We start from the raw sequence: 23328 nt of genomic DNA, 5'->3' as shown, positions 1-23328 counted from the left end.
AGGAGGGCCATCCCGCGGCCGGCAGATTCGCTGACGGTTGCCTAGTTTCTCTATCTTCTCGGCCGTCGCGGCGTGAGGGAGCGAGCACCGTTCCTACGAATGGTTCGGTTGCGGTGCCGTCCTTTCGCTTGTAGACTAGCGATCCTCACAACAACCTCTTTCCGCGGATACGACTCCCTATGAACATCGCTGGTCTCTCCCGGCCGGTTGGATGCCCGCTCGCGATCTTGCTCCTCGCCAGCGTCTCCGGCTGTGCCGCCCAATCGTCTCCCACGGCGTCGACGAAGACCGAACCGAAGCCGATCCCGGTCAGAACCGTCTCCGTCACCGAACGCGCGATTCCTCGCACGACGACCCAACCGGCGACGGTCTATCCCTACTTTCGCGCCGAGATCCGGCCGCGCGTCTCCGGCTATGTCGCCGATCTCGAGGCCGATATCGGAGATGTCGTGGGTGCGGGGGACGTGCTCGCGATCGTCGATGTTCCGGAGATGCTTGAGCAGCGCAACATCATCGATGCTCGGATCGCCCGCAACCAGGCTCGCGAGCAACAAGCGACCGCCGGGGTGACCTTGGCACAGGCCAACGTGAAGTCGGCCGAGTCGCGCCTCGGGCAAGCCGAGTCAGAGGTTCACCGGGCGAAAGCCCATCTCGCGGCGGCGGACGCGGAGTTCACCCGCATCGACGACCTCGTCAAACGGCAGTCGCTCGAAAGCCGTATGCTCGACGAGTCGCGAAAGAAGCGCGACGGTGATCGAGCGAGTCTCAAGGCGGTGACCTCCGCGATCGAAGCCGCGCGGGCCGACGTCGGCGTCGCCAAGGCGAACGAACTCTCCGCGCAAGCCGACCTGCAAGCCGCTCGGTCGGAAACGGCGATCTCCGAGAGCCAGCGCAAGGAAATCGACGTCCTGATCGGCTATGCGACCATCCGTGCACCTTTCGACGGTATCGTCACCGAGCGAACCATCGATCCCGGCGACTTGGTGACGGTCAACCAGGACGATCGCAAGGGCAAGCCGCTCTTCGTCATCAGCCAAGTCGACCGCGTTCGGGTCCACGTCCCCGTCCCCGAGGCGGAGGCGGCGTTCGTCAATCCGGGCGACCCGGTGACACTGACCTTTCCCTCGTTCTCCGGCGAGAAGGCGATCGACGCCAGCGTCACCCGCTTGGCACACGCGCTCGACCCGAGTACCCGGACGATGTTGGTTGAAGTGGAGGTTCCCAACCCGAGGCGCAAACTCATTCCCGGCCTCTTCGGCCAGGCGACGATCACCCTCGAGTCCCGAGCCTCGGCCAACGTGCTTCCGGCCCGGGCGGTCCGCTTCAGCGAGCAGGGGCAAGCCTACGTCTACGTCGTCGGTGACGACGAGACGGTCAGCATCGCCGAGGTGACGACGGGCCACGACGATGGTCAGACGATTCAAATTGTCTCGGGTGTTGAGAAGGACGCCCAGGTCATCGATGCCCACCTGAAGCGATTCACCGACGGGCAACGAGTGAGACGCCTCGAGAACTGATCCCGCGACGCCTCCAGCCTCTCATCCAGCCACGAAAGCTCACGCCATGGGCCTGATTAACTTTTCGCTCAACAATCGCTATGCGATCCTCGCGGTGGCGCTGGCCCTTTGCCTTCTGGGGGCGGCGGTCATCCCTGGGATCACGGTCGACTTGCTGCCGGACTTCAAGGAGCCGGTGGTGGTGAGTTTCTTCTCCTATCCCGGCTTGCCGACGCTCGACATGGAGAAGTCGGTCACCTCGCGCGTCGAGCGGGCGTTGACCCTCGCGGGCAAGATCGAGCACCAAGAGTCGCGCACCGTCCCTGGGGCCTCGGTCATCAAGGTCTTCTTTCAACCCGGCACCGACCCGAGTTCGGCGATGAACGACATCGTCAACCTCGAGGCCAGTGACATGTTTCACTTGCCCCCCGGCATCGAGTGGCCCTTCACCCTGCGCAGCGAGCCAGCCAACCTTCCGGTCGCCCTCGCGGCGATCTCGGGCGAGGGGCTCAGCGAGCAGAAACTCTACACCATCGGCTACTACGCCGTGCGAAACAAGATGGGCGGCCTCAAGGGAGTGCAGATCCCGCATCCCTTCGGCGGCAAGTTCCGTCAGATGATGATCTACGTCGATCCGCAGAAGCTGCAGGCGCTCCATCTCAGCACGACCGACGTCGTCGAGGCGCTGCGCAAGTCGAACCTCGTCCTCGCTGCCGGCACCGCGCGGATGGGAGGGACCGACTACCAGATCCATCCTCGCAACACGCTGCCGACGACCGAGGAGATCGACTCGATTCCGATCGCGGTCCGAGACGGTCGGCCAATTTTCATTCGCGACGTGGGCGAGGCGGTCGATGACTCGGCGCTGCAGTACAACGTCGTTCGCGTCAATGGTCGACGAAGCGTCTATTGCCCGCTGCTGCGCGAACCGGGCGAAAACACGATCGCGGTCGTCGATCGCATCCGCGCGGGCTTGGCGGACGAGATTCCCAAGATGAAGGCGCGGGGCGACATTCCCGAGGCGACGGAGGTCACGCTCGTCTCGGATCAATCGCGCTACATCCGCAACGCGTTGGACAATCTCTTCTCCCAGGTCGGACTCGGCGCGGTGCTGGTCGCCGCGGTCGTCGTCGTCTTTCTGCGGCGTTTTCTGCCGGCCCTGGTCATCGTCGCCTCGATCGTCCTGTCGATCCTGATCGGAACGCTTGGCTTCTCCTTCACCGGACAGACGATCAACGTCATGACCCTGGGCGGAATCGCCTTGGCGATGGGGACGGTCGTCGACGCCGCGATCGTGGTGACCGAGAACATCATTCGCCATCAACGGTTGGGGAAGCCCGCCGCCCAAGCGGCACTCGAGGGGACGCGCGAGGTCTCCGGAGCGATCCTTGCCGGAACCATCACCACGCTCGCGGTCTTTCTGCCCGCGGTCTTTCTCACGGGGATGATCAAGTATCTCTTCGAGCCGCTGGCGCTCGCGGCCTGTTTCACCATTGGAGCCTCCTATTTTCTCGCGTTGACGGTCGTCCCCGCATTCTGCGCTTCCTTCATTCGGCTTCGCAAGGGCGAGGAACATACCGACGAGAGTGAGTCACTCACCGTTGGCGAAACGGTACCCAAGGGACTCTATGGCCGACTACTCAACGGAACGCTCGCCGCGCCGATCCTGACGGTCCTGATCATCGTCGGCGGCGTGGGGGCATCGTTTTTGCTCTGGCCCCTGATCGGATCGGAGCTCTTTCCCAACGTCGATTCGGGAACCTTCGAGATCCGCGTCAAGACGCTCCCGGGAACCGACCTGCTCGAGACCGAACGCCTGGTCGAGCGGATCGAGGAAACGATCAAGGAGGTCATTCCCGAAGAGGAGATCGACACGCTCATCGCCAACATTGGGTTGCCGGTGGGGAAGGGGGCCGGGTTCTCGACGATTCTCAGTTCCAACTCCGGTCCGGACACCGCGTACATCATCGTGAACCTCAAGCAAGAGGGGCGGTCGACCGGAACCGATCACTACATCGAGAGGCTTCGGCCGCTGCTCGCGGAGCGCTATCCCCTCGAGGAGTTTCTCTTCGCGTCCGGCGGGATCGTGAACATGGCGCTCAACCGCGGGGTGCCGACGCCGATCAGTGTTCAGATCGCCGCGGGAACGCTCGAGCAGTGCCGTCGCGCCGCGGAGGAAGTGGCCGAGGTCGTCAAGCGGATCCCCGGCACCGCCGATGTGCAGATCGCTCAGTCGCTCGACTATCCGCAGTTGGACGTGCAGGTCGATCGGACGCGAGCGAAGTACCTCGGGTTGGATCAGGAGGAGATTGCCCAAGCGATCCTGACCGCTCTCGGTTCGAGCGTCGGCTATTCCCCGACAATCTGGATCGACCCGAAGTCGGGTGTCGACTTCTTCATGGGCGTGCAGTACGCCTCGAACGAGTTCGATTCGTTGGACGAGATTCGGAACATCCCGCTGTCGCTCAGTACGTCCGATGGGCCGATCACGATCCCGCTCTCGAATATCGCGACGGTGAACCGGGTGACAATTCCCGGGGAGATCGCCCACTACAACATCTCTCGCGTTAACGATGTCCTGGTCAATATCTCCGGCCGCGACATGGGGGCGGTGGCACGCGATGTCGAGCGGGAGCTGGCCAACCTCGAGTTCGAGAACGGCGTGACCGCGACGCTTCGTGGGCCGATCGAGACGATGCGCGGCGGGATGCGGTTGCTCGGATGGGGACTGGTAATCGCCGGCGTGTTGGTCTACTTGGTGTTGATGGCACAGTTCCGGTCGTTTGTCGATCCCTTGATCATCATCCTCGCGGTCCCCTTGGGGCTCGGCGGCGTGATCTTGGTCCTGTTTTTGACCGGCACGACCTTGAACATCCAGTCGTTGATCGGAACGTTGATGATGATCGGGGTGGTGGTCAACAACTCGATCCTGTTGGTCGAGTTCGCCAACCTGCATCGTTCCCACGGCGGGTCCGCTCGCGAAGCGGCGTTGGCCGCGGCCCAAGTGCGGCTCCGGCCGATCTTGATGACGTCGCTCACGCTGGTCGCGTCACTGTTGCCGTTCACGTTTCCTTGGGCTCCTGGGAACGAGGCGATGATTCCACTCGCCCGCGCCCTCTCCGGCGGGATCATTGTCTCGACGGCGTTGACGCTTTTTCTCGTGCCCTGCGTCTATCTGCTCGTTCATCGGCGCAGCGAGCCCGCGTGAGGATGGCGAGCACGGGAAGCGCAAGGAGAGATCGTCACTCGTGCACAGTCAAACGTCCAACTTCGGGTTGCCGGTGACGTCACTCGTTCTCACTGGCTGACAAGCAGCCAGCGGCGCCCAAGCTCTTGGATCTGACAGAGCACGGAGCGGAAACGCGTTCCTTCGGAAAGCTTGCGTCAGCGTCCATGCCAACCAAGTGCGGGTGCTATTGGGCGAGTGGCTTCGCGAGCCATCTGGCTTAATCGTCTTGGGCGCGTTGGACTCTTCGCGAGCGATACCAGCATGCCACGCGAGCGTGAGCAGGCACCCGAGCGCTCAACGGTGATCGATCGTGTCACCTTGCTGATGGTTCCGCGATTTCTTCCACCCGATCCCCGTGCAACCCCATCAACGAGAACATCCCCGAAGCCAACAAGGGCTCCGGGGATGCGCTGGGTCAGTTGTGCCGTGCGATCGCTCCAGGAACGAGCGATCGGCCGATCACGGGCTCTGGACATTCGGAAGGCTCGAGAAGATCGAGTCGATCACGTTCTCGTGCACCGAGCCGAACCGATCACCGGGGTTGCCGAACTGGTTGGTGATCACGCCCCCGCCATTGGCCTCGGTCGCGATTGAGTGGTCCATGCCTCGCGAGACGACGACGTTGTTGAGCAATCCATCCTCCGTGGCGTTGACCACCGAGAAGTGATCGGTGTCGCCAAGCCCATACTGGAAGGTCGCGTCGGGAGAGTCGGTCGTGAAACCGGTTACGAACGGCTGAGCGAACAGATGGACGAAGCCACCCGCGTAGACCGCGACGCCACCGACATCCGCCGAGAACTGATAGCTCGCCACTTGGCCGCCCGGCGGGAGATTGACGGTGTAGTCCCCGCTGTTGAGGTCGATCTGCATGTCGCCGTTGTCGTCGACATGAGTCACGCCCGTGGTGCGATCGACAAGAGCGATCGTCTTGGAACCGTCGAGGTCCCAGTCACCAAACACGAGTTGCTTGCCGGTGAGGCCCGTGTCGATCACCGTGAAGAGGCGAGGATCGAACGACGCTCCGAGGGCGGTCTGGGAGATGATGATCTGCCCAGTCGATTCGCGGTAGAGCAGGACGCGGCCGTCGTCGAGGATCTGAGCTTGGTCGCCGGTGGTGCCGAAGCCGAAGATGGCGAAGTGCTGGTTGTCGAAGCCCTCGCCCAACGCTCCGGAGAGGATGACCTGGCCGTTGCGGTAGATGAACGCGTGTTGAGCGATGCTCTCGGACCGGAGATCGGTCATGTACGAGGCGATCACCTTGACGCCGAAATCGTTGCCGTCGCCCATCGTGTAGCTGGCCTGGAGGATTCCGCCTTCGACGTGGATCAACTGGCCCTCGGCGATGCCGGCGAATTGGCCGACGATCGCGTCGGCGCCATCGTTGTCGATGAGGACCCACTCGGTCATGATTTCGAACTGGCGACCGGTGAGGTTGGTGAAGTCGATGGTTGCCCCCTCGGTGATGAGGACTTGGCCATCGACGGTCACTTGTTGGATGTCGAGTAGCCCGTACTCGAAGACGTAGGGACTCTCGGCATCGAAGGTGACCAGATTCGCGCTGAAGGCGATGTCGCCGAACTCCTGGCTTCGCGGCGCCAAGCCGTTGAGGACGTCGAGCGGGTTGGAGATCCCATCGACCGCGTCACCACCGAGCACGATGATCGTATTGTTGCCAGTGCCGCCGTCGGCCACGTCGCCGGCGCTGTCGACATAGATGGTGTCGTCGCCGACGCCACCGATCAGCGTGTCGGAACCGCCGTGTCCGGCGAGGGTGTCGTTGCCGGGACCACCGTCGATGAGGTTGTCCTGGGCGTTGCCGCCGATCACATCGTCGCCGCTGTTGCCGTTGATCGGGGCTCCACCGATGTCGTCGACATTGGCCAAGTCGATCAGGTCACCGTTGGCGGTACCCTCGATGCTGTCGGCGTCGATTTCCTCGATGCTGGTGACGTTGCCGTCGGTGGTATCGAAGTGATGGAGTTCGAGGGCGCCGCTACCACTTTCGGTCGTGACCGTGTCGGTGCCGCTCCCCCCGTTGATGGAGTCGTTCTGGTTGAAGTAACCGTTGATGCGGAAGGAGTCGTCACCGGACCCTCCGACCGCGGTGTCCTTTCCGTCGCCGACGTAGAAGCGGTCGTCGCCGGAGTTGCCACGAAGGCTGTCGTCGCCGGCGCCACCATTGATGGTGTCGTCGCCGGAGTTGCCGACGATCGAGTCGTTGCCGTCGCCCCCGTGGATGTTGTTACCCTGGCCATTGCCGTGGAGGACGTCGTTGCCGTCACGGCCGTGGATCGGAGCGCCGTTGAGGTTGAAGACGTTGCTGACGTCGATCAGGTCGTCTTCGTCGGTGCCGTCGATGTTGTCGGCGACGATCTGCTCGATGCTGGTGACGTTGCCCTCCGTGGTGTCGAAGTGATGCAGCGTCAAGGTTCCGTCACCGTTCGGGGTGGTCACGGTGTCGACGTCGTCGCCGCCGTCAATGACGTCGGCCGCGTCGATCACGCCCGTGGCGACGAAGGTGTCGTCCCCGGCATTGCCGAAGACGGTATCGTTCCCTTCGCCGACCGCGATGCGATCGTTGCCGTCTCCGCCCGTGGCGGTGTCGTTGCCTAGGCCGCCGTCGAGGGTATCGCTACCGTCGCCGCCGGTCAGGGTGTCGTTGCCCTCGCCGCCGGTGATCGAGTCATCGCCGAGCCCGCCATCGAGGGTGTCGTTGCCATCCTTGCCCTTGATGGTGTCGTCGCCGTCGCCGCCGTTGATGACGTTCTTCTGGGCGTTGCCGGCAAGGAAGTCGTCGCCGTCCAGTCCGTTGATCGAGCTGGCCGTGATATTGTCGACGTTGCACAGGTCGATGTGATCGTCGCCGGCGGTGCCGTTGATGATCGTGGCCTTGACGGTCTCGATGCCCGAGACGTTGCCGCTGGTGGTGTCGAAGACGTTGAAGGTCAGGACGCCGTCGTCGAAGGATTTGACGGTATCGCTGTCGGAACCGCCGTCGATGAGGTCGGCCCCGTCGACGATCGCGCCGTCCTCGATGATGAAGGTGTCGTTACCGGACCCACCCTTGACTGTTTCGTTGTCGTCGCCGACGTAGATGGTGTCCTTGCCGTCGCCACCCTCGACACTGTCGTCGCCCTCGCCACCATTCAAGGTATCGTTGCCATCCTTGCCCTTGATGGTGTCGTCGCCGTCGCCGCCGTTGATGACGTTCTTCTGGGCGTTGCCAATGAGCTCGTCATTGCCCTCCAGGCCGTTGATCGAGCTGGCGGTAACGTTGTCGACATTGGAGACGTCGATGAGATCGTCGCCGGTGGTGCCGTTGATGATCGTGGCCTTGACGGTCTCGATGCCGGTGACGTTGCCGCTGGTGGTGTCGAAGACGTTGAAGGTCAGGACGCCGTCGTCGAAGGATTTGACGGTATCGCTGTCGGAACCGCCGTCGATGAGGTCGGCCCCGTCGACGATCGCGCCGTCCTCGATGATGAAGGTGTCGTTACCGGACCCACCCTTGACTGTTTCGTTGTCGTCGCCGACGTAGATGGTGTCCTTGCCGTCGCCACCCTCGACACTGTCGTCGCCCTCGCCACCATTCAAGGTATCGTTGCCTTCCTTGCCCTTGATGGTGTCGTCGCCGTCGCCGCTGTTGATGGAGTCGTTGCCATCGCCGCCGTCGATGACGTCACTGCCGGCACCGCCGTCGACAGTGTCCTTGCCGTCGCCGGCGCTGATGGTGTCGTCGCCGTCACCACCGTTGATGGAGTCGTTGCCATCGCCGCCGTCGATGTCGTCACCGCCGATGCCGCCGAGGATGGTGTCGTTGCCACCCTTGCCCTTGAGGGTGTCGTTTCCGTCGCCACCGTCGATGTAGTTGGCTTGGTCGTTGCCGACGATGGAGTCGTCGCCGCCAAGTCCCATGATGGCCGAGGTGCTGACGTTGGCGACCTCCGAGAGGTCGATGACATCGGCGCCGCCGGTGCCGTTGATGGTGGTGGCTTGGACCGTCTCGATGCCCTTGACGTTGCCGCCGGTGGTGTCGAAGACGTTGAAGATCAGTTCGCCGGAGCCGAAGCCCGACTTGACGACATCGTTGTCCGCCCCACCGTCGATCGAGTCGTTGGCGTCGATCGTGGCGCCGTCGTCGACGATGAAGGTGTCGTTGCCATCGCCACCCTTGACGGTCTCGTCGCCGTCGCCGACGTGGATGGTGTCGTTGCCGTCGCCGCCGCGAACGCTGTCGTTGCCCGCGCTCCCGTCGAGGGTGTCGTTACCGTCGGCACCGGAGATGGTGTCGTCGCCGGTGCCGCCGTCGATGGAGTCGTTGCCGTCGCCGCCGTCGATGTCATCGTTGCCGGCGCCGCCGGTGACAGTGTCCTTGCCGTCGCCCGCGGTGATGGTGTCGTGGCCATCGCCACCGCTGATCGAGTCGTTGCCGTCGCCGCCGTCGATGTCATCGTTGCCGGACCCACCCGCGAGGGTGTCGTCGCCGCCGTTGCCCTTGATGGTGTCGTTTCCGTCGCCGCCGTCGATGTTGTTGGCCTGGTCGTTGCCGGCGAGATAGTCGTTGCCGCCATGGCCGAGGATGGCCGAGACCGCGACCGAGGCGACCGCGGAGAGGTCGATGACATCGGCGCCACCGGTGCCGTTGATGGTGGTGGCTTGGACCGTCTCGATGCCCTTGACGTTGCCGCCGGTGGTGTCGAAGACGTTGAAGATCAACTCGCCGGAGCCGGAGCCCGACTTGACGACGTCGTTGTCGGCGCCGCCGTCGATGGAGTCGTTGCCGTTGATGGTGACGCCGTCGTCGACGATGAAGGTGTCGTTGCCGGCACCGCCCTTGACGGTCTCGTTGCCGTCACCGATGGCGATGGTGTCCTTGCCCGAGCCGCCGTCGACGCTGTCGTTGCCGCCGGCGCCGTCGAGAGTGTCGTTGCCGTCACCTCCCTTGATGATGTCGTCGCTAAGCCCGCCATCGATCGAGTCGTTGCCGAGGCCGCCGTCGATGGAGTCCTTGCCCGAGCCGCCGTCGATCGAGTCGTTGCCGTCACCACCCTTGATGGTGTCGTTGCCCGCGTTGCCGGTGACGGTGTCGTTGCCCGCGCCGGCGTCGATGTCATCGTTGCCGTCGCCACCGGTGAGGGTGTCGTTGCCGCCGTTGCCCTTGATGGTGTCGTTGCCGGCGCCGCCGTCGATGTTGTTAGCCTGGTCGTTGCCGGCGAGATAGTCGCTGCCACCGAGTCCCAGGATCGCGGCGGTGTCGACGTTGTTGACCCCGGAGAGGTCGATGGTGTCGGCGCCGCTGGTGCCGTTGATGGTGGTGGCCTCGACGGTCTCGATGCCCTTGACGTTGCCGCCGGTGGTGTCGAAGACCTTAAAGATCAGCTCGCCGGAGCCCGAACCCGATTCGACCACGTCATTGTCCGAACCGCCGTCGATCGAATCGTTGGCGTCGATGGTGACGCCGTCATCGACGATGAAGGTGTCGTTGCCGGCGCCACCCTTGACGGTCTCGTTGCCGTCGCCGATCGCGATGGTGTCCTTTCCGTTGCCGCCGTCGACGCTGTCATTGCCGTCGCCGCCGTCGAGGTGGTCATCGCCGTCGCCACCGACAATGACGTCGTTGCCGGTGCCGCCATCGACAGAATCCTTGCCGTCGCCGGCCTTGATGGTGTCGTTGCCGCTCCCACCGTCGACGCTGTCGTTGCCGTCGCCGGCATCGATGTCGTCACTGCCGTCGCCACCGGCGATGGTGTCGTGGCCGCCGCCGGCCTTGATGGTGTCGTTGCCAGTTCCACCGTCGATGTTGTTGGCTTGATCGTTGCCGATGATGGTGTCGCTGCCACCAAGGCCGTTGATCGCGTCGACATCGACGTCGTTGACTCCGGAGAGGTCGATGGTGTCGGCGCCGCTGGTGCCGTTGATGGTGGTGGCCTCGACGGTCTCGATGCCCTTGACGTTGCCGCCGGTGGTGTCGAAGACCTTGAAGATCAGCTCGCCGGAGCCCGAACCCGATTCGACGGCATCGCTGTCGGCGCCACCGTCAATGAAGTCGTTGGCGTCGATGGTGACGCCATCGTCGACGATGAAGGTGTCGTTGCCGTCACCACCCTTGACGGTCTCGTTGCCGTCGCCGATGGCGATGGTGTCCTTGCCGTCACCGGCGAGGACGCTGTCGTTGCCCGCATTGCCGTCGAGGGTGTCGTTGCCGTCGCCCCCATCGAGGGTGTCGTTGCCCTCGCCGCCGAGGATCGAGTCGTTACCGTCGCCGCCGTCGATCAGGTCGTTGCCGGTCCCGCCATCGATGGTGTCGTGGCCGCCGTTGCCGTCGATGGTGTCGTTGCCGTCGCCCCCGAGGATGTCGTTGGCTTGATCGTTGCCGGCGATGAAGTCGCTACCCGCCTTGCCGTCGATGGTCGCGACGTCGAGGTTGGAGATGCCGGAGAGATCGATGGTGTCGCCGGCGCTGGTGCCAAGGATGTTGGCCGCGTTGACGGTCTCGATGCCCTTGACGTTGCCGCCGGTGGTGTCGAAGACCTTGAAGGTCAGGTCCTTGGTGTCGCTGGTCGACGTGACGGTATCGCTGTCGGCGCCGCCGTCGATGTTGTCGTTACCGTCGATGGTGACGCCATCGTCGACGACGAAGGTGTCGTTGCCCGCGCCACCCTCGACGGTCTCCTTGCCGTCGCCGATCGCGATGGTGTCGTTGCCGGCGCCACCGTCGACGCTGTCGTTGCCGGCATCGCCATCGATGGTGTCGTTGCCGTCGCCGCCGTCGATCGCGTCGTTGCCGATGCCGCCGCTGATGGAGTCGTTGCCACCGTTGCCCTCGATAGTGTCGTTGCCGTCCCCACCGCGAATGTCGTTGGCTTGGTCGTTGCCGGCGAGGAAGTCGTTGCCGCCGAGACCTTCCATGAGATTGACCTTGAGGCTGGCAACGCCCGAAAGATCGATGGTGTCGGATCCGGCGGTGCCGTGAATCGTGGGCGCCTTGATCGTCTCGATGTTCTTGACGTTGCCGCTGGTGGTGTCGAAGACGTTGAATGTCAGGTCGCCGTCGTCGAAGGACTTGACGGTGTCGCTATCGGCGCCGCCGTCGATCGAGTCCTTGCTGTCAATGGTGACGCCATCGCCGACGATGAAGGTGTCGTTGCCGGCGCCGCCCTTGGCGGTTTCGTTGTCGTCGCCGACGTGGATGGTGTCGCTACCGTCGCCGCCGTCGACGCTGTCGTTGTTCTCGCCACCGTCGAGCAGGTCGTTGCCGTCGCCGCCAGCGATCGAGTCGTTGCCGTCGCCACCGTCGACGGTGTCGTTGCCGTCGCCGCCGGAGAGGTTGTCGTTACCGTCGCCGCCGTCGATGTCGTCGTTGCCATCGCCACCATCGATGTCGTCGTTGCCCGTGCCGCCGGTGAGGGTGTCGTTGCCACCCTTGCCGTCGATGGTGTCGTTGCCGTCGCCGCCATCGATGTCGTTGGCTTGGTCGTTGCCGACGATGATGTCGCTGCCCCCGAGGCCGAGGATGGCCCCGACGTTGACGTTGGCGATGCCCGAGACGTCGATGGTGTCTCCGGCGCTAGTGCCGGTGATGTTGGCCGCGTTGACGGTCTCGATGCCCTTGACGTTGCCGCCGGTGGAGTCGAAGGTGTTGACGACCAGATCGCCGCCACTGGCCTGGTTGACGACATCGGTCCCGGAACCACCATCGATCACGTCGTTGGCGTTGATGGTGACGCCATCCTCGACGGTGAGGGTGTCGTTGCCGTTGCCGCCCTTGACGGTCTCGTTGCCGTCGCCGACATAGAGGGTGTCGTTGTCGTTACCACCATCGATGGAGTCGTTGCCGTCGCCGCCGGCGATGGTGTCGTTGCCGTCGCCACCCTTGATGGAGTCGTTGCCGTCGCCACCCTCGACGGTGTCCTTGCCGTCACCGGCATCGATGGTGTCGTTCTGGGTGCCGCCGGTGATGGTATCGTTGCCGTCACCACCCTTGATGGTGTCGTTGCCGGCCCCACCGTCGATGTCGTCGTTGCCGTCGCCGGCGTCGATGGTGTCGTTGCCGGCGCCACCGGTGATGGTGTCGTTGCCGCCGTTGCCCTTGATGGTGTCGTTGCCGTCGCCGCCATCGATGTCGTTGGCTTGGTCGTTGCCGGCGATGTAGTCACTGCCGCCATCACCGTTGATCTCGTCGACGTCGAGGTTGTTGATCCCCGAGAGGTCGATGGTGTCGCCACCGCTGGTGCCGAGGATGTTGGCCGCCTTGACGGTCTCGATGCCCTTGACGTTGCCGCCGGTGGTGTCGAAGACCTTGAAGGTCAAGTCCTTGGTGTCGCTGGTCGACTGGAAGACGTCGTTGTCGGCGCCGCCGTCGATCGAGTCGTTGACGTCGATGATGGCTCCGTCATCGACGATGAAGGTGTCGTTGCCGGCGCCGCCCTTGACGGTCTCGTTGCCGTCGCCGACGTGGATGGTGTCCTTGCCGTTGCCGCCGTCGACGCTGTCGTTGCCGTCGCCACCGTCGATGGTGTCGTTGCCTTCACCACCCTTGATCGAGTCGTTATTGCCTCCGCCGTCGACGCTGTCGTTGCCGTCGCCGGCGTCGATGGTGTCGTTGCCGGCGCCACCGGTGATGGTGTCGTTGCCGCCGTTGCCCTTGATGGTGTCATTGCCGTCGCCGCCATCGATGTCGTTGGCTTGGTCGTTGCCGGCGATGTAGTCACTGCCGCCATCACCGTTGATCTCGTCGACGTCGAGGTTGTTGATCCCCGAGAGGTCGATGGTGTCGCCACCGCTGGTGCCGAGGATGTTGGCCGCCTTGACGGTCTCGATGCCCTTGACGTTGCCGCCGGTGGTGTCGAAGACCTTGAAGGTCAAGTCCTTGGTGTCGCTGGTCGACTGGAAGACGTCGTTGTCGGCGCCGCCGTCGATCGAGTCGTTGGCGTCGATGATGGCTCCGTCATCGACGATGAAGGTGTCGTTGCCGGCGCCGCCCTTGACGGTCTCGTTGCCGTCGCCGACGTGGATGGTGTCCTTGCCGTTGCCGCCGTCGACGCTGTCGTTGCCGTCGCCACCGTCGATGGTGTCGTTGCCTTCACCACCCTTGATCGAGTCGTTATTGCCTCCGCCGTCGACGCTGTCGTTGCCGTCGCCGGCGTCGATGGTGTCGTTGCCGGCGCCACCGGTGATGGTGTCGTTGCCGCCGTTGCCCTTGATGGTGTCGTTGCCGTCGCCGCCATCGATGTCGTTGGCTTGGTCGTTGCCGGCGATGTAGTCACTGCCGCCATCACCGTTGATCTCGTCGACGTCGAGGTTGTTGATCCCCGAGAGGTCGATGGTGTCGCCACCGCTGGTGCCGAGGATGTTGGCCGCCTTGACGGTCTCGATGCCCTTGACGTTGCCGCCGGTGGTGTCGAAGACCTTGAAGGTCAGGTCCTTGGTGTCGCTGGTCGACTGGAAGACGTCGTTGTCGGCGCCGCCGTCGATCGAGTCGTTGGCGTCGATGATGGCTCCGTCATCGACGATGAAGGTGTCGTTGCCGGCGCCGCCCTTGACGGTCTCGTTGCCGTCGCCGACGTGGATGGTGTCCTTGCCGTTGCCGCCGTCGACGCTGTCGTTGCCGTCGCCACCGTCGATGGTGTCGTTGCCCTCGCCGCCATCGATGTTGTCGTTGCCGGCGTCGCCGTTGATGACGTTGGCTTGGTCGTTGCCGACGATCTCGTCGTTGCCGGCATCACCGCTGATCGCGTCGACGGTCAGCTTGTCGATGTTCTTGAGATCGATGATGTCGGCACCCTTGGTCCCGACGATGTTGTCCGCGACGATGTCCTCGAGGTTCTTGACGTTGCCGCCAGTGGTGTCGAAGTGCTTGAAGACGAGATCGCCGGAGCCGTCGAAGGTGGTGAAGGTGTCCTTGTCGGCACCACCATCGATGAAGTCCTTGTCGTTGATGACGTCGTCGGCGATGAAGGTGTCCCGACCGGCGCCGCCGTCGACGGTGTCGTTGCCGAGCCCGACGTAGATGGTGTCCTTGCCTTCGCCGCCGTCGACGCTGTCGTGGCCGTCCCCGCCGAGGATGAGGTCGTTGCCGTCGCCGCCGACGATGGTGTCGTTGCCGTCGCCGCCGATGATGACGTCGTTGCCGCCGCCACCATCGATGACGTCGTTGCCACCGAAGGCGATGATCAAGTCGTTCTGCGGCGAGTTGTCCATCACCGTGCCGTCGACGCGCTTGTAGTCGCCGACGCCAAGCTCGTCCTTGCCGCTGGTGCCGACGATGATGTTGTCGATGCCTTCGATGAAGAGATTCACCTCCTCGAAGTTCTTGGCCTTGAGGCCGATCGAATCATCGAGGTCGAGGACCGCGTCGCCGGGAGTCGGATCGAAGACGTAGTTGAGGAACTCGTCGAGCTCGCCACCCTGGGCGATCTTGACGATGTCGTCGATGGTGAGGTGCAGATTCAAGACGTCGTCGCCGCCGCCACCGTTGACGTCGTCGCCGGCGTCGGCGTAGACGACGTCGTTGCCGCCGTTGCCGCGAATAAGGTCGTTGCCGGCACCGCCGTCGAGGGTGTCGTCGCCGTCCCTACCGCGGAGGGTGTCGTCGCCGTCGTTGCCGTCGATGTCGTTGGCCTCATCGTTGCCGATGAGCATGTCGTCGCTACCGAGACCATCGATGGTGGTGATCGTGGTCTTGGCGATCTTGGAGATGTCGATGTGGTCGGCGTCGTCCGTCCCGACGATGTTGTCGGCTTCGATGACCTCGACGTCCGAGACGTTGCCGTTGGTGGTGTCGAAGACGTTGACCTCGAGATCACCGGTACCGTCCTCGGTGGTCACGGTGTCCTTGCCCTTGCCACCATCGATGAGGTCGTCGCCGTCGACCGGATCGGTGATGTAGAAGGTATCGTCGTCGCCGCCACCAAAGACGGAGTCGTCCCCGTCACCGGCGACGATCGAGTCATCTCCGTCGCCGCCCAAGACGAGGTCGTCGCCGCTGCCGCCGTCGAGGGAGTCATTGCCGTCGTCGCCGTTGACGATGTCGTTGTCGTCGCCACCGAGCACGAGGTCGTCGCCGTCCCCACCGCCAACGGCGTCCTCGCCGGTGCCACCCTCGACGGTGTCGTTGCCGTCGCCGCCGCCGACGATGTCGTTGCCGCTGCCGCCGACGACCGAGTCGTTGTCATCACCTCCGCCAATGGCGTCGTTGCCGGCCCCACCGTCGATGACGTCATCGCCCTCGCCACCGGCGAGAGCGTCGTTGCCGTCACCGCCGTCGATGGTGTCGTTGCCGCCAAGGCCGAAGACCAGATCGTTGCCGTCACCGGCATCGATCGTGTTGTCGTCGCCGATGATGATGAACTCGCCGATCGAGTCGGGAATGACGTCGTCGCCCGGGGTGCCCGGAATGTCGGCGGCGAGTAGGAGTCGTGCCTCAAGACTCATGATCTGAGGCTTGAAACCCTTGCTCTTCTTGGTGAGACGCTTCTTTTGGGGGGCCATGGACAACTCTCCTCCTTGTGGTCGACGGGCGTCGCGTTTCTCCGAAGCACGGAGCTGATGCTTGATGCGGGTCTAAAGGGTGTAGTGGCGCTGAGACTCGAAAACGGTTGCGATATTCTCATCTTCGGCGTTGGGGCGAGACGGCGATCGCGTGCGCGATGCGGATCTCGCCAGGTGGGCCGATCACTCGCGAGCGAACATCGATGCGAGTCTCAAGTAGGGAGAATGGGATGCAAATGCCCCGCTGACGAGGAGATAGAGCGAGCGCGGCTTGCGCGAACGGATGGCGCGAAGAGTGAATGGGTGAGGGGCCATTTCTTCCTTGAGTTCTGCATTTGGTCAGTCCACGCACTCGTGACGGAAGCGAGATTGGACCGAGGGCTACCAGTTGATCACACGGGACGCTTGACGACGCCGGCCAACCCTGCCGCATGGTTGGTTCAGCGAAGATTCAAGAATGGCTCAGCGTAGGGATCGTCATTCCTACTTGAGTCGAATGAGTCTTTTCTTCCGGGATCCGGAAATAGCGTGTGGAAGCTTGGATACAGACGGTGTGTGCTCATCTTTGAGGCACGGGTACAAAGACTCCTCGAAAAGTCATCTCCTCCCCGCTGCGATAATTGTTAGAGTTTGGTTAATCGTTAGACAATGGCTGTAACTGTTTGCCACCGCTTCAACAAGACCAGTTTTGTTGGTGTTGTCGTAAGTCATTTCATATGAGGGTGTTTGGCGGTCATTTTTCCACTGAGACCGGAATGGTCCACGTGATGCGCGTCATCCCCATTCCTTTCAAGCTGTTGGCTCAAACGAATCACTTTCGGGTTCCCCGTGTTTCGATCTCGCGTTGGACGGTTGTGGTCGCCATGGTCGACGTAGCGACCTCGACGCGGCGATAACCTGGTCCTAATTCCAACTCTGGACGAGCACTCTTTGACCCAGACTCGCTGATTTTCCGCGCGCTTTTGGTCGCTTTCTCGACCGATCTGGGACCGTTTTCGTCAAATCTGGCCCCGATTCGCGCCGTTTTGGGTCCTTGTGGTGCCGCAAAGTCAGCACGGCGTTACGCAAAAGCGGCATGCGAACGGACCGGTTTGGACCTTATCGTCATGATCGACGCGTGGATGCCTTTTGCCGCTCCACGTTCGTTGAGCCGGCTGTGGGGAGCCGGGCTTTCTCCCTCTCCAAAGGAATCGATCATGAATCTCAAACGTCGCGACTTTCTCGGGCGAACCGGAACGGGTCTCGTTTCGGCGGGGCTCCTTCCCACCGTCTTCAGTTCGAGTTCCGATGCGGCTTCCGCCGACGGAGCCGCGAAGGGGGCCAATGAACGCGCCCGCATCGGGTCGATTGGCCTGCGCTATCAAGGCTCGGTCATCTCGGAGAAGGCCCTTCCCTACGGCGACTTGGTCGCGCTGTGCGATGTCGATCGCCATGTTCGGGAACAGGCGCGGGCCTGTTTCGGCAGCCGGGCCAAAATTTATGAGGACTACCGCGATCTGCTCGATCGGGACGACATCGACGTCGTGCTGATCGGGACTCCCGACCACTGGCACACGAAGATGGTCATCGACGCGTGCCGCGCCGGGAAGGACGTCTACTGCGAGAAGCCGCTGACGTTGACGATCGACGAGGGCAAGCATCTCACCAAAGCCGTCGAGGAGACCGGACGCGTCGTCCAAGTCGGAACCTGGCAGCGCAGCGATGTCCGCTTTCGCCAAGCGGTCGAAATGGTCCGAGCCGGCCGACTCGGCAAACTGGAAAAGGTCATCGTTACCATCAGCGACAATCCCACCGGCGGCCCGTTCGCCAATGTCCCCAAGCCGGAACACATCAACTGGGATCTCTGGCTGGGACAGGCCCCGGAAGTCCCCTACTGCGAGCAGCGCGGTCACTACACCTTTCGCTGGTGGGAGGAGTACTCAGGCGGAAGGATGACCGATTGGGGTGCCCACCACATCGATATCGCCCAATGGGGCATCGGGGCCGATCGGTCGGGACCCAAACGCATTGAGGCCAAGGCGACCTACCCGAACGTCGAGAATGGCTACAACGTCCCGACGAACTACAGCGCCCTGCTCACCTTTCCCAACGACGTCACGATGGAGATCCGGAGCAAGGGAACGATCGGCGTTCGCTTCATCGGGGAGCGCGGCGAACTTTTCGTCACCCGCGGCAGCATCAAGAGCAACCCCGCCGAGCTACTCGAAGTAGACCCGATCCCGAGGGAGAATTACAAGCTCTACTCCCACGATCTTTCGTTCCAGCCGAAGATCGGCAAGCTCGAGTCGATCGAGAACCACATGCGCAACTTCTTCGACTCGATTCGCAGTCGCCAGCAGCCCATTTCCGACGTTGTCAGCCAGCACCGCAGCGTGAGCAGTTGCCACTTGGCGAACATCGCGATGAAGCTCGGCCGTCCGCTCGACTGGGATCCCGAGAACGAGCGATTTGTCGACGACAGTCAGGCCAACGCGATGCTCTCGCGCGAGCAGCGCAAGGGTTTCGAGATCGGTTGACGTGCTGTGTGCGGCTCGGCCTATCCACCGGGTCGACAGATGCACTGGCTGACCAGCAGCCAGGGGCACCCTAGAAGCGTGAGTCCTGTCAGCATGCCCACGCAAGCGTGAGTTCTTTTGGCATGCCCACGCAAGCGTGAGTTCTTTTGGCATGCCCACGCAAGCGTGAGTTCTTTTGGCATGCCCACGCAAGCGTGAGCATGGCACCCAGCCACATCTTGATGCCGGGGGGGCTTTCAATTGCTCGGCATCTCGATGCGAGCGGAGCGACGGAGACATGATGATGATTTCCGAACAGCAGCGACAACAGTACCGCGACGAGGGTTACTTCATCCTCGAATCGGTCATTTCGGAGGAGATGCTCACCATCCTGCGGGAGGCGTGTGACTACCTCATCGACGCGATGCACGAGGAGATGGATCGGCTGGGGACGGACCACCTCCACATCAGCCATCGGGGCAAACGCTACCATATCGCCAAGAAGTACGACCGCGCCCCGCGGCTGGCGGACTATGTCTTCTCCGAACTGATGGCCGAGGTGTGCCGGGCGACGATCGGGGATCGCGCGTTTCTCTTCTACGATCAGTACGTCGTCAAGATGGCCGAGCGGGGCATCGCGTTCTCGTGGCACCAGGACGGAGGCTATCTTGGGTTTCCGCACCGACCCTACGTCACGGTCTGGGCGGCGGTGGATGAAATGACCGTCGACAACGGGACCGCGTATGTACTTCCCTACTCGACGGTTGGAATCCGGTCGTTGGTCGAGCACGTTCGCGATCCCCAGACCGGGGACAAGGTTGGCTACTTTGGCAAGGAACAAGGCGTGCCCGCGATCGTGCCGGAGGGAAGCCTCATCGTCTTCAGCTCGCTGGTGTTTCATCGCAGCGGCCCCAACGCCACCGACAAGCCACGCCGGGCCTACGTGACGCAGTACTCGCCCGAGCCGATTCTCAGACCCGGGGCCGAGGAGCCGATGCACCTGGCGGTCCCATTCCTGGAAGAGGGCCGACCCACCACTTCGCTCACCACCAAAGGAGTCCCACGATGACCACGCCAACGACGACTCGACGCGCCTTTTGCCAAGGTGCCCTCGCGGGAGCCGTCGGGATGGCCTCGACGGCGTTGGGGGACGCCGATCGGCCCAACGCGACGTTCCGGCTCCGCTACATCCTCGCCTCGGCAATGTACGGCGACATGCCGCTGTCAGCGATACTTCCCGAAGTTCACAAGACCGGTGCCGACGCCATCGATCTGTGGCCGAGAGTTCATGGCACCCAGCGCGAGGAAGTCGACACGCTCGGAGTCGAGCAGTTTCGGAAGATGCTCGAGGCGCACGAGGTCCGGCTCGGCGGGATCGCTTGCTATCGCTTGGGGCCGCTGGGGTTGCGGAAGGAGATGCGGTTCGCGTCGTCACTCGGCGAAAACGTCGTGTTGGTCTGTGGAGCTCGCGGACCGCGCGGGCTCGAGGGTGGCGAACTCAAGCGGGCGGTGCGCGCCTTCGTCGATCAGTTGAAGCCGCACGTGGCGGAAGCGGAAGAGCGGGGCTGCACCATCGCGGTCGAGAACCACGCGAACAGTCTCATCGAGTCGCCCGATTCGATTCGTTGGTTCGCCGAGATGGTTTCGTCGCCGGCGCTTGGCATCGCGTTCGCCCCCCACCATCTCTCGCAGGAGAGCGAGCTGATCGCGAATCTCGTGAGGGAGTCGGGGCCGGCGGTGAAGTTCTTCTACGCCCAACAGCATGGGATGGGGTCGAAGAAGAAGTTACCCAAGGAACGTGAACTGTTGCAGATGCCTGGCCGGGGACCGCTCGACTTCAAGCCGATCCTCGAAGCGTTGCGAGCGATCGACTACGGGGGATACACGGAGATCTTCATGCACCCGGTTCCGCGCGGGGTGCCGATCCTCGAGTCGGCCTCCGCCATCACCGCGGAGATCAACCGCTCGCGTGACTACCTCGACGCATGCCTGAGGAAGTCGTGATGGTCATTTGGAGGGGAGGGGGAGGGTTCGCGCAAAAGAAGTAGAGTGGGTTCATGTATGGGTGGAGTCGTGGCTCGTGGGATAACGGAATTGGGGCTTTGAGGTCCGTTTCATGTGGATTCGATGAGAGCGGGCGATTCTTGCTTTTCCTCACGAAAGGCGGGAGTAGACTACCATTGGTGCGGGATGACTAGTTCTCCTCTGCCACGCGGAACGCCCCGCGTTCACTTCCCAAGGAGTTGCGACCATGCTCCGTCGCCTTCCTTTAACCCGTCCCAAGTGTCCTTACCATCCGGACGGTTTCTGTTGTCACGCCATGATGGACGAATCCGGCCAGTGCCCGTGTCAGGATGATGATGAAGTGGTTCACCCGATTGAGTGCACGTACCTCGTGAAACCTGAGGACTGGCTCCCATTCGACAGATCCGCTCGGGACGAGAGGCCGCCGGCGACCGAGTAGACTAGGCTCCGTCTCAAAAGTCGGCTCTGGCTTCGGCTGGCTGCGTCGGCGCGGGACTTTGTCGGGCTGCATCGACGAATCCAGTGGATTCGCCTGCTTCGCCCTCCTCGTCCCGCACCAACTCGCTGAGCCTCGGACCAACGATCAACTTTTGAGACGAAGCCTAGGTTACCATTCCCCTCCCATGTCGCCGGACATCTCATCCCTTTGTCCCCCATCTTCGAAGTGACAACCCAGAAGGTTGTTCGACCAAAGCAAGTGGGCGCGTGATCGCTCGTGGGTCGACGAGTCAGGGATGATCCCTTTCGCCGATTGCCGCATGTGCGACGACCTTGCCTTCTGTCTGAAGGTAGGGGAGGTGGTATCGTCGACCGAAGTGTCCTGGTTCTTGGGACGATGTAGTGAAGTCAAGATGTGCAGCACGAATTAGCTCATGGGATCCATTTTGTGTTAAATGGTCGGAATCAAGTATTCGGTGCTCCTCGTTGGCGGGTAGAGGGATAGACTGAGTTGCGGCCAAGTCTTCGAGCGTCACTCGGTCGCGTAGCTCACCCACATTCTGTCTGACCAGGAGATGCAGCCATGCCCCGTTGTCTTCCATTGATCCGTCCCCAGTGTCCCCTCAACCCGACTGGGAACTGTTGTCACGGCATGATGGAGGACGCGGGCCAGTGTCCGCTTCAGGAGAGTGCGGAGCTGTTTCAGCCGGCGAACTGCTTGTACTTTGTGGAACTCAACCATCGCGAGTTGTCGGAGATGTCGTGCATGGTGGAACCGGGACCGGCGATCGAGTCCACTACTCCTCGGGAGCTGATTCAAGCGTGACGCCTCGGGCCTCGAGCAACGAGCCGAACGCGATCAAGATCAGGGCGACTCCGCAGAGGACGAGAAACGAGACCGCCATGTCCTTGGCGGGCGACTCGTTGAGCACGCTCACGCCAAAGGTGCCCAGGGAAGGGATCCCCATCTCCAGGAATCCCAGCATCGCCGAGGCCGAACCGGCGACATCGCGAAAGGGCGCCATCGCTTGAGCCGCGGCCAAGGGAAGGACGAACGCGATTCCGGTGAAGACCACCATGATCGGCACCATCATGTGCCAGAAAGTGACGAACCCACCAAACGCCACCACCACCATCCAGATCGTGCCCGCCATCATGATCAAATAGCCGATCAGGATGCGTGACTCGACGCGAAGCCTTCGTTCGAGAAGACCGCACGCAAGCGTCCCCACCATGAACGACACCACGAGCGTCGCGGCGACGACGGCGAACCAACTCGACGGGAGTCCCAAGGTGTCCATGACGAGGGAGGGGGCCTCGACCAGGCAGCAGTACATCACCGCGACGGCGATGCCCAGGAGGGTGCCGTGGTAGAGAAAGCGGCCGTTCTCGATCACGATCAGGTAATTGCCCGCGATGCGACTGGGCGTAATCGCGGACATGTTCTTGTTGTGGTTGGTCTCCGGAAAGAAAAGGGCCGTCGCCAATAGGAGGATCGCCCCCATGAGCGCGAGCAACATGAAGTTCGCTTGCCACCCGAAGTAGTTGTCGATGAACGCTCCCGCGACCGGTCCGAGCCCGGGGGCCAAAGCGAAGACGACATCGACCTTCATCAGCATGCGCGCCCGCTCGGCCGGCGCGAAGGCGTCGCGCACCGCGGCATTGACGATGACTCCTCCCGCGCAGGCTCCAATCGATTGGACGAAGCGGCCCCCGATCAGCATGCGAATCGTCGGGCTCATCGCGCAAATGATCGAGCCGATCAGAAACATGACGGCTCCGAAAAGCATGATCGGCTTACGTCCGAACCGGTCCGAAAAGGGGCCGTAGAGCAGTTGGCTAAGAGCGTAGCCGAGTAGGTAGGAACTCATCGTCAACTGGGCGGTGCCGTAGGTGACGTGAAGCTCGCGAGCGATTCTTGGTAGGGAGGGGGTGTATTCGGTGTCACCGAAAGGACCGACGGCGGACATGTACGCGAGAATCAACAGCGAGGGAACCGCGGCACGAGTCGCGACCGAGGTGGGCGAAGAGGTCACGTTGTTGCTCCTCGGCAAGAGACGTTCGCGGCCGCTGTTCCCGGCATGCCCGAGCGTGCGTGTTTCAAGCATGCCCACGCGAGAGCGGTGGATGGCGCCCCGACCGGGGAGCCTGGTAC

At 62.8% G+C, this 23328-nt stretch carries 8 protein-coding genes; 6 read left to right on the top strand and 2 right to left on the bottom strand.

Going from position 1 to position 23328, the window contains the following annotated elements:
* Nucleotides 1-179: 179 nt before the first annotated feature.
* Nucleotides 180-1517: an efflux RND transporter periplasmic adaptor subunit gene (locus tag Pan216_RS18570; RefSeq protein WP_145260183.1), complete on the top strand. Its 1338-nt coding sequence runs from the start codon at nucleotides 180-182 to the stop codon at nucleotides 1515-1517.
* A gap of 46 nt (nucleotides 1518-1563) precedes the next feature.
* Nucleotides 1564-4704 (top strand): efflux RND transporter permease subunit, encoded by a 3141-nt coding sequence (locus Pan216_RS18565; protein WP_145260181.1) that lies wholly within the window; start codon nucleotides 1564-1566, stop codon nucleotides 4702-4704.
* 480 nt (nucleotides 4705-5184) lie between these two features.
* Here Pan216_RS18565 and Pan216_RS18560 read toward each other — a convergent pair whose 3' ends face one another.
* Entirely contained in the window at nucleotides 5185-16215 is an 11031-nt protein-coding gene (locus tag Pan216_RS18560; protein ID WP_145260179.1) for a calcium-binding protein, read from the bottom strand.
* Between the two features lie 1196 nt (nucleotides 16216-17411).
* Between Pan216_RS18560 and Pan216_RS18555 the strand changes: the two genes are divergently transcribed.
* The 4 genes from Pan216_RS18555 (at nucleotide 17412) to Pan216_RS18540 (ending at nucleotide 21999) form a co-directional block, all read left to right on the top strand.
* The gene (locus tag Pan216_RS18555) at nucleotides 17412-18731 is read left to right on the top strand and encodes a Gfo/Idh/MocA family protein (RefSeq protein WP_145260177.1); all 1320 of its coding nucleotides are present in this window, start codon (nucleotides 17412-17414) and stop codon (nucleotides 18729-18731) included.
* Nucleotides 18732-19008: 277 nt separating this feature from the next.
* Entirely contained in the window at nucleotides 19009-19779 is a 771-nt protein-coding gene (locus Pan216_RS18550) for a phytanoyl-CoA dioxygenase family protein (protein ID WP_145260175.1), read from the top strand.
* The gene (locus Pan216_RS18545) at nucleotides 19776-20714 is read left to right on the top strand and encodes a sugar phosphate isomerase/epimerase family protein (protein ID WP_145260173.1); all 939 of its coding nucleotides are present in this window, start codon (nucleotides 19776-19778) and stop codon (nucleotides 20712-20714) included. The genes Pan216_RS18550 and Pan216_RS18545 overlap by 4 nt, the downstream gene beginning before the upstream one ends.
* Nucleotides 20715-21756: 1042 nt before the next feature.
* Nucleotides 21757-21999, top strand: a complete 243-nt coding sequence (locus Pan216_RS18540) for a hypothetical protein (RefSeq protein ID WP_145260171.1) — start codon at nucleotides 21757-21759, stop codon at nucleotides 21997-21999.
* On the opposite strand, the gene Pan216_RS18535 is transcribed toward Pan216_RS18540, so the two are convergent.
* Nucleotides 21971-23209 carry a multidrug effflux MFS transporter gene (locus Pan216_RS18535; protein WP_419192701.1) on the bottom strand — a complete coding sequence of 413 codons (1239 nt, stop codon included), beginning with the start codon at nucleotides 23207-23209 and terminating at the stop codon, nucleotides 21971-21973. The two genes, Pan216_RS18540 and Pan216_RS18535, sit on opposite strands and share 29 nt — an antisense overlap.
* Nucleotides 23210-23328: the final 119 nt, after the last annotated feature.

This window comes from Kolteria novifilia (assembly GCA_007748055.1).
GTDB classification, from domain to species: Bacteria; Planctomycetota; Planctomycetia; order Kolteriales; family Kolteriaceae; genus Kolteria; species Kolteria novifilia.
This window is presented reverse-complemented; position numbering and strand designations above follow the sequence as displayed.